Below are 6570 nucleotides of genomic sequence, written 5' to 3'. Positions count from 1 at the left end.
TTCCCGATCATCGTCGGACAGGGCTGGCGCATGATGGCGGCGGGAATCCTCGCCTATGGCGTGTCGGTCAGCCTCAACGTCTGGCTGTTTGCGCGGATGACCGCGAACAATGGCCGGCTGCTGCCGCTGCGCGGTTTTGTCGCCGCGGCGCTCAGCCAGATCATCGATACGTTGATCTTCATCACCGTCAGCTTCTATGGGGTCCGCCCGATCGGCGACCTGATGCTTGGCCAGATGATCGCCAAGATCGTGCTGTCGGCGGTGATGGTGCCGTTGCTGGTGATGGCGGTGGTGGCGCTCGGCCGCCACCTTGATGCGAAGAACGCCGGATGATGTCGATGACCGATCCTTCCAAAATGCCCGACCTGCTCGCCAAGGCCGAAACGCTCGTCGAGGCGCTGCCCTATCTGCAGCGCTATGCCGGCGAGACGTTCGTGATCAAATATGGCGGCCATGCGATGGGCGATCCCGAGGCGCAGCGCGACTTCGCCGAGGATGTCGTTCTGCTGAAAGCGGTCGGCATCAACCCGGTCGTCGTTCATGGCGGCGGGCCGCAGATCGGCGCGATGCTGAAACAGCTCGGGATCGAATCGACCTTCGTCGGCGGCCTCCGCGTCACCGACGCTGCGACCGCCGAGGTCGCCGAAATGGTCCTCGCGGGCAAGATCAACAAGGAAATCGTGAGCTGGATCGCCGCGCTTGGCGGGCGTGCGGTCGGCATTTCGGGCAAGGATGCCAATCTCGTGCTCGCCGAAAAGGTCCGCCGGACCGAACCCGACCCCAATTCGGGGATCGAGCGGCATGTCGATCTGGGCTTCGTCGGCGAGCCCGTCGCGGTCGACCCGACGATCCTCGTCAATCTGACGAAGGATAATTTCATTCCGATCGTCGCGCCGGTGGCGCTCGGCGCCGACGGTGCGACCTATAACATCAATGCCGACACGATGGCCGGCGCGATCGCCGGCGCGCTGGGCGCAAAACGTTTCTTCCTGCTCACCGACGTGGCCGGGGTGCTCGACAAATCAGGGGCGCTGCTCACCGATCTCGACCGCCCGGCGATCGACGAACTGAAAGCCGACGGGACGATCACCGGCGGGATGATCCCGAAGGTCGAGACGTGCGTCGCCGCGGTCGATGCCGGGGTCGAGGCGGCGGTCATCCTCGACGGGCGTATTCCGCACGCGATGCTGCTGGAAATTTTCACCGCAAGGGGTGCGGGGACGCTCATTCACCGCTAAGAGACGCGGCAAGACCCTTTTTCGGAGAAATCGCCTTGCTTCTCATGCTCCTCCAGATCGTCCACATCATCCTGACGGTCCTGTGGTGGTTCATCATCGCGCAGGCGGTGATGTCGTGGCTGATCGCGTTCAACGTCATCAACACGCACCACCAGTTCGTCGGCCAGCTGTGGATGGTGCTCGATCGGATCACCGAGCCGCTTTACCGTCCGTTCCGCCGCATCATGCCCGATTTTGGCGGGCTCGACCTGACCCCGATGCTGGTGCTGATCCTGATCATCATTCTCGACGGGCCGGTGCTGAACTATCTCGCGAAGCTCGCCTACGCCAACGGAATGGCGTGATGACCGCTGCGCAGGTGATCGACGGCAAGGCTTTCGCCGCCGGCCTGCGGGCGCGGATTGCGGATGCGGTTCCGGCGTTCAAGGCCGCGACGGGCCGGTCACCCGGCCTCGCGGTCGTGCTCGTCGGCGACGATCCGGCGAGCGCGGTCTATGTCGGGTCGAAGGGCAAGGCGACGATCGCCGCCGGCATGGTGAGTTTCGAGCATCGCCTGCCTGCGACCGCGACGCAGGACGAGGTTGAGGCGCTGCTGACCAAACTCAACGCCGATGAAGCGGTCGACGGTATCCTGCTGCAACTGCCGCTTCCCGGTCATCTCGACGAACAGGCGGCGGTCGCGACGATCGATCCCGACAAGGATGTCGACGGGCTGACCCCGGTCAGCGCCGGCCGCCTCGCGCTCGGCATCGCCGGGATGGTGCCCTGCACTCCCTATGGCTGCCTGCTGCTGCTCCAGGACCGGCTCGGCGACCTGTCGGGCAAGGATGCGATCGTCGTCGGGCGCTCGATCCTCGTCGGCAAGCCGATGGGGCAGTTGCTGCTCGGCGCGAACTGCACCGTGACGATGGCGCATAGCCGGACGAAGGATTTGCCGGGCCTCGTCCGCCGCGCCGACATCGTCGTGGCCGCGGTCGGGCGCGCCGAAATGGTCAAGGGCGACTGGATCAAGCCCGGTGCGGTCGTGATCGACGTCGGCATCAACCGCCTGCCGCCCGCCGACGGCGCGGCGAAAGGCCGGCTTGTCGGCGACGTCGACTATAACAGCGTCGCCGCGGTCGCCGACGCGATCACGCCGGTGCCCGGCGGGATCGGCCCAATGACCATCGCGTGCCTGCTGCGCAACACGCTCGTCGCGGCGCATCGCCGCGCGGGGCTTGCCGATCCGGAGGGTTTTTGATGCATCGTCTGCTGATCGCCGCTGCTTTCGCGCTGCCGCTGCTCGCGGGGTGCGCCGGCGATCCAGACGATATTCGCAATCGGCCGCTGGGACCGAACCCCAGCGCCTTCATCGCTGCCGAGATCGGCTTTGCCCGGCTGGCGCAGGACAAGGGCCAGTGGACGGCGTTTCGCGAAACCTCCGCGCCTGAGGCGGTTATGTTCGTGCCGCAACGGGTGAAGGCGCGCGATTGGCTCAAGGCGCAGAAGGACCCCGCAGAAGCGGTGAAGTGGCAGCCGCATGCGGTCTATGTGAGCTGCGACGGCAACGCCGGCGCGACCACGGGTGCGTGGCAGAAAGGGGCGACGCACGGCTTTTTCACCACGGTCTGGTTGCGCGATTCCCGAAGCGGAAAGATGGGCTGGATCCTCGACCATGGCGATGGCCTGACGAGTCCGCGCGAAGCCCCCGAATTCATCGCATCGAAGCAGGCGGTCTGCGGTTCGCGCCCCGCGGTGCCGATCGAGGCGGGCGGCGAAGGTGCGGATATGGCCGTCGGCCTGTCGCCCGACCAGACGTTGAGCTGGACGTCGACCGTGCGGCCTGACCGATCGCGCCGCGTGACGATTCGCCTGTGGGACGGCAAAGACATGGCGACCGTCATCGACGACCGGGTCGCGGCGCCGAAGCAGCCATGATCGACCTTTTCATCTCGGCGTTCGTCACGCTGTTCGTTGTCATCGATCCGCCGGGCTGCGCGCCGATCTATGCCAGCCTGACGACGGGTGCGAGCGCGCAGCAGCGGCGTTCGATGGCGATCCGCGCGACGGTGATCGCGGGGCTGATCCTCGTTTTCTTCGCGATGTTCGGCGAAGCGCTGCTGAGCTTCCTTCACATCGACCTCGACAGTTTCCGCATCGCGGGCGGGATCATGCTGTTCATCATCGCGATCGACATGGTGTTCGAAAAGCGCACCGAGCGCCGCGAGCAGCGCGCCGAGAAGGTGATGGCGACGCCCGAGATCGAGGATGTGTCGGTGTTTCCGATGGCGATGCCGATGCTCGCCGGGCCGGGGTCGATCGCCTCGGTGATGCTGCTCGTGTCGCAAAACAGCGGGCTCGACCGCGCCTTCGTGATCTTTGGTGCGCTGCTGCTCGTGCTGCTGCTGACGCTCGCCGCGCTGCTGTCGGCGGGGCCGCTGATGCGGCTGATCGGCAACAAGGGCGAGGCGGTGATCACGCGCCTGCTTGGTGTTCTGCTGGCTGCGCTGGCCGCGCAATTCGTGATCGACGGGCTGAAGGCGAGCTTCCCGTCGCTAGGTTAGAATAGACAACCTCCCCCTCGATGGGGGAGGCAGCGAGACTTGGCAGCTTGCTGCCTAGTCGCAGCGGTGGGGGTGCGTTGCGACCTCGGTTCGCGCCTGAAACCTCACCCCCACCCAACCCTCCCCCATCAAGGGGGAGGGCTCTTGTTTACTGCGCCGCGTTGACGTCGGCCTGTGTCACCGGCGCGATGCGGATTTCGACGCGGCGGTTGCACTGATAATCGGCTTCGCTCTGTTCGGGCGAGCATTTGAGCTGCGATTCGCCGTAGCCGAGGGTCGCCATGCGCGCGCGCTGGATGCCGCGGCCGCCCAGATAGTCGGCGACCGACGCGGCGCGGCGTTCGGACAGGCCCTGATTATAGCTGTCGCTGCCGGTCGAATCGGTGTGGCCATAGACGTCGATATAGGTGCTCGGATATTCGGCGAGCGTCGTGGCGACGCCGTCGAGCGCGCCGCGGAATTGCGACTTCACCATCGCGCTGTTGAGGTCGAACGTCACGTCGCCGGGCATGTTGAGCACGAGCTGGTCGCCCTGGCGCTCGACATCGATGCCGGTGCCCGCGGTGCGTTCGCGCAGCTTCTTTTCCTGCTGGTCCATATAATAGCCCGCGCCCGCGCCCGCGACCGCGCCGATGCCCGCGCCGACGATTTCCTCGGTGCGGCTGTTCTTGCCGCCGATGAGATCGCCGAGCAGATAGCCGCCGAGCGCGCCGCCAACACCGCCGATCGCGGCCTTCGATATCTTTCGCTCGCCGGTTACCGGGTCGGTCACACAGCCGGTCAGCGCGATCACGCCGATCGTCGCGAGGGTGGTGAGCTTGAGTGTCTTGATGTTCATCTTGTTCGCTCCCTTTGTTCGGCGGCCCCTAAGATACTGCGAATGCCGCCTTCCTGCCGATAACATATCGCCGCGCATCTGGTTCCAAAATCCGGCTGAACATTGGCTGAGCCGGAGGTTCAGGCGCGCGCCATTGTGCATCACGGCGCCGTTCAGGCGCGTGGCATTGTGCATGGCGGCGACTTTCGCTTATAGGGAGCCGATGACCGATCCTTATAGGGGCAAGGCGCCGGTGCGCCCGCAATTTATCCCATGACCCCCTTTCCCTGGTCCGACGTCGCGATCATCGCCGTCCTGATCCTTTTGAACGGGGTCTTTGCGCTTTCCGAACTCGCGATCGTCTCGGCGCGCGGACCGCGTTTGCAGGCCGCCGAAAAACGCGGCAGCCGCGGCGCCGCCATCGCGCGCCAGCTCGCCGCCGACCCCGGCCGTTTCCTGTCGACGGTACAGGTCGGCATCACGCTGATCGGTATCCTCGCGGGCGCCTATTCGGGCGCGAGCCTCGGCGCGCCGGTCGGCGAGCGGTTGCAGGCGATGTTCGGCCTCGACGACGAGAATGCGCGCGCCGCGGGTTTCGCCGTCGTCATCGCGGTGACCACCTATTTCTCGCTGATCGCGGGCGAGCTGGTGCCCAAGCAGTTCGCGCTGCGCGCGCCCGAACCGATCGCCATTTTCATGGCGCTGCCGATGTACTGGCTGTCGAAAATCGGCGCGCCGCTCGTCTGGCTGCTCGACGCGAGCTCGGCGCTCGTCTTTCGCCTGCTCGGCCTCAACCGCGAATCGGAAGATCGGGTGACCGCTGAGGAATTGCACCTGATCGTCGCCGAGGCGTCGAAATCGGGGGTGATCGAGGAAAGCGAACGCGCGATCATCTCGGGCGTCGTGCGCCTTGCCGACCGGCCGGTGCGCGAGGTGATGACGCCGCGCAAGGATGTCGACTGGGTCGATATCTCGCTCGACGCGCGCGGCGTGCGCGACAAGCTGGTCGAAACGCCGCACAGCCGTTTGCCCGTCGCGCGCGGGTCGGTCGACGATATCGTCGGTGTCGTGCAGGCGCGCGACATCGCCGCGGCACTGTTCCAGGGCGAGACGCTCGACCTGGAACAATTGATGCGGCCGGCCAAGGTGATCCACGACCAGATCGACGCGATGGACGCGCTCGAAGCCTTGCGCGCCGCCGAGGTGCCGATGCTGTTCGTCCACGACGAATATGGCCATTTCGAAGGGCTGGTGACGCCCGCCGACCTGCTCGCCGCGATCGCGGGCGAATTCGCGTCCGATCAGGACATCGGCAGCGAGCCGTTCGTCGTCGAGCGCGAGGACGGCAGCCTGCTCATCGCGGGATCGATGCCCGCCGACCAGATGGCTGAACGGCTGGGGATCGAACTCGGCGACGATCGTGACTATGCGACTGCTGCGGGCCATGCGCTCGCGATCCTGAAGCACCTGCCCAAGGAAGGCGAGCGCTTCACCGACAAGGGCTGGCGTTTCGAGATCGTCGACATGGACGGGCGCAAGATCGACAAGCTGCTCGTCAGCGAAGTGCGCAAGCCGAAGGACGACGAGGCCGAATAGAGCCATGGTTCGAGCCCGTGTCTCGCCGCACGATGGCCCGCTTTGGGGTGGGGGCTGCCATCCCCTCTTTTGTCATCCCGGGTTGGATGGGGTGTCCGGTTGGTGCAAAGACGGCGTCACAGCTCCAAAGTTCAGGAAAGTTCAGCCCTGTGCGCCTCCCGATTTGGACCTTGCGGTGTGCCGGACGCGCCCGGCACGCCGCGCCGTGACCGCACCGGCAAGCCGGGCAGCGACCGCATTTATCCACCAAATGAAAGAGCCGGGACAAGGGCTGGCACAGCCCGATAATGTAGGAAAGGCCTATTTGAAAGGCGACGCCTGCTTTGGGGTGGAGAGCGGGCATAGTCAGTTCCTCCCCGGAACGGGGAGGTGGCAG

Annotated in this window: 8 protein-coding genes; 7 read left to right on the top strand and 1 reads right to left on the bottom strand. The window is 65.7% G+C overall.

What is annotated here, in order from left to right; translation table 11 throughout:
• The 6 genes from VJ811_RS09990 to VJ811_RS09965 all read left to right on the top strand — a co-directional run.
• A partial coding sequence (locus tag VJ811_RS09990; RefSeq protein ID WP_324072122.1) for a queuosine precursor transporter occupies positions 1 to 333 on the top strand: 333 nt, incomplete at its 5' end.
• Complete coding sequence (gene argB, locus VJ811_RS09985) at positions 330 to 1238, top strand: acetylglutamate kinase (protein WP_414711933.1); 909 nt, start codon at positions 330 to 332, stop codon at positions 1236 to 1238. The genes VJ811_RS09990 and argB, both read left to right, overlap by 4 nt.
• Before the next feature lie 44 nt (positions 1239 to 1282).
• The gene (locus VJ811_RS09980) at positions 1283 to 1582 is read left to right on the top strand and encodes a YggT family protein (RefSeq protein ID WP_324072119.1); all 300 of its coding nucleotides are present in this window, start codon (positions 1283 to 1285) and stop codon (positions 1580 to 1582) included.
• Positions 1582 to 2478 carry a bifunctional methylenetetrahydrofolate dehydrogenase/methenyltetrahydrofolate cyclohydrolase FolD gene (gene folD / locus VJ811_RS09975; RefSeq protein WP_324072118.1) on the top strand — a complete coding sequence of 299 codons (897 nt, stop codon included), beginning with the start codon at positions 1582 to 1584 and terminating at the stop codon, positions 2476 to 2478. The genes VJ811_RS09980 and folD overlap by 1 nt, the downstream gene beginning before the upstream one ends.
• Positions 2478 to 3155: a hypothetical protein gene (locus VJ811_RS09970; RefSeq protein WP_324072117.1), complete on the top strand. Its 678-nt coding sequence runs from the start codon at positions 2478 to 2480 to the stop codon at positions 3153 to 3155. Before folD ends, VJ811_RS09970 begins: the two co-directional genes overlap by 1 nt.
• Positions 3152 to 3781 (top strand): MarC family protein, encoded by a 630-nt coding sequence (locus VJ811_RS09965; RefSeq protein ID WP_324072116.1) that lies wholly within the window; start codon positions 3152 to 3154, stop codon positions 3779 to 3781. The genes VJ811_RS09970 and VJ811_RS09965 overlap by 4 nt, the downstream gene beginning before the upstream one ends.
• Before the next feature lie 148 nt (positions 3782 to 3929).
• Here the strand turns inward: VJ811_RS09965 and VJ811_RS09960 are convergent, their stop codons facing one another.
• Complete coding sequence (locus tag VJ811_RS09960; protein WP_324072115.1) at positions 3930 to 4619, bottom strand: OmpA family protein; 690 nt, start codon at positions 4617 to 4619, stop codon at positions 3930 to 3932.
• Positions 4620 to 4871: 252 nt separating this feature from the next.
• Between VJ811_RS09960 and VJ811_RS09955 the strand changes: the two genes are divergently transcribed.
• Positions 4872 to 6194, top strand: coding sequence for a hemolysin family protein (locus VJ811_RS09955; protein ID WP_324072114.1), 1323 nt, complete (start codon positions 4872 to 4874; stop codon positions 6192 to 6194).
• Positions 6195 to 6570 lie beyond the last annotated feature (376 nt).

This window comes from Sphingopyxis sp. (genome assembly GCF_035250425.1).
GTDB lineage: Bacteria > Pseudomonadota > Alphaproteobacteria > Sphingomonadales > Sphingomonadaceae > Sphingopyxis.
The sequence above is the reverse complement of the archived record's forward strand: the minus strand, read 5'-3'. Positions and strand labels throughout refer to the sequence as shown.